Raw genomic sequence first — 1,652 nt, 5'->3', positions numbered from 1 at the left:
CGGAGCGAGCTGGGTCGGCCGCCCACCGTCAACCCACGGGCCGCAACTGATCACAAAAGTCGGGTTGGAGTACTAGGTAGACGCTATGCCGGCAGGGGGCAGTAGAGAGAGTGTCCGAGCCCGGCCAGCGGAGCAGCGGCCACGACGATCGGGATGAGAAGCACTGCGGTCACGATCACGGCGCCGACCAGTGTCCGGGCCGGTCCCAACGGGTTGGCGGGCTGTAGCAGGCGGCGAACGCGACGCAGTGACGTCGGTCCGCCAGCTGCCATCCCGACCTTGGGGCTGCCCCCACCGGCCAGGGCCGCCAGGGCCGCCGCGATCGAGAGGCGTTCGTGGTGGCGGGAGGCGACGTCGTCCGCCGCGAGTTCCAGCAGCCTGGAGACCTCGCGCTGCGCGTCGCGGAGCAGCGGCACGAACGGGAACGCACGGGCGAGCGCGGTCGCTCCGGCACGGACGAGATGGTGGCGGCCCGCCAGATGCGCCCGTTCGTGGGCGAGTACGGCCTGGAGCTGTTCCGGTTCGAGCGCGTCCAGCGCGGCCGTGGTGAGAACCACCCGCTGGCTGCGGCCGGGCAGACAGTAGACAGCGGCCGTGTCGTGGGTCAGCAGGACGGCCCCGAGATGCGGGACAGGGCGTCCGAGAATCTCCAGCTTCCGAGCATGCTCACGGCGTGCACGCCCGACCCGGACGAGTTCCGACGCCGCGCAGTAGGCCAGACGCGCGGACCAGAGGAAGGCCAGGGTCAGCCCGGCGACGGCGGGCCCAGCGCTGTCCAGGCTGGGGTGGATGTCCTGCAGAGCCATAACACAGGTGCGGAGCAGGCCGATCAGGTCGGCGCTGACTCGGGCGGACGGGACGGTCAGCGCAAGACCGCTCAGAACGACGGCGGCCAGCACCGATACCGACAACGCCTGCCACAGGCAGATCGCGAGTCGGGGGGCTCGCTCAGGCCAGGACGCTCGCAGCAGCAGCCGCGGCGAGGCGATGGCGAGCACCGTCGCGTAGGCCATCAACGCCGCAGCGACTGTCACCGTACCCCTCCTTCGGCCCGTTCCCCCGGCTCGAGGGAATCCTTGTCAGGCTCATGCCCGCCGTCGCTGCTGGCTGAGGCCCGTTGGTGGCGCTCGGAACTGGTGGCGCGGCCGAGGGCTTCCCGCAGCATCGCCGCCTCGTCGGGTGACATGCGTTCGACGAAGTGGACCAACGTCGCGGCGGGGTCGGTGCTGTCCGCGAGCGCCTCGCCCATCAGCTGTGCGCTGTGCACCTCTCGGGACCGCACTGGTTCGTACAGATATGCCCGGCCGGACAGGTGGCGTCGCAGCCAGCCTTTGCGATGCAGGTTGTCCATCACGGTCATGACGGTCGTGTAGGCGATCTCCCTGTGCCGGAGCAGGTCTTCGTAGACCGCGCGGACCGTTGTCGGCGCGGTCGCGGACCAGAGCCGGTCCATGACCACGGCTTCCAGCCCGCCCAGCCCGCGCATCCTGACCCCACGCTCGTCGTGTCCACCAGACCTGTGTCCACCAGACCTGCGGGTCCGCTGACTCCCGCTGCGGCACCGGGCCCCAGATTACGGCGGTTCCTCCACCCGTCCAACGCGACTCCGACGTGCTCGCGCCTGCCGCGGGCCGCTCCGCCTCCCTCGTCTC

The 1,652-nt window shown here is 70.7% G+C and carries 2 protein-coding genes; both read right to left on the bottom strand.

All coding sequences use genetic code 11. The annotated features are described in order from the left end of the window. Window positions 1-83: 83 nt before the first annotated feature. Window positions 84-1,034: a M56 family metallopeptidase gene (locus AC08OV_RS23345; protein ID WP_476613960.1), complete on the bottom strand. Its 951-nt coding sequence runs from the start codon at window positions 1,032-1,034 to the stop codon at window positions 84-86. Further along, window positions 1,031-1,486 (bottom strand): BlaI/MecI/CopY family transcriptional regulator, encoded by a 456-nt coding sequence (locus AC08OV_RS23340; RefSeq protein WP_476613959.1) that lies wholly within the window; start codon window positions 1,484-1,486, stop codon window positions 1,031-1,033. Before AC08OV_RS23340 ends, AC08OV_RS23345 begins: the two co-directional genes overlap by 4 nt. Between the last annotated feature and the right edge of the window lie 166 nt (window positions 1,487-1,652).

It is taken from the genome of Frankia sp. CeTa3Moorea, from assembly GCF_978021225.1.
The sequence above is the reverse complement of the archived record's forward strand: the minus strand, read 5'-3'. Positions and strand labels throughout refer to the sequence as shown.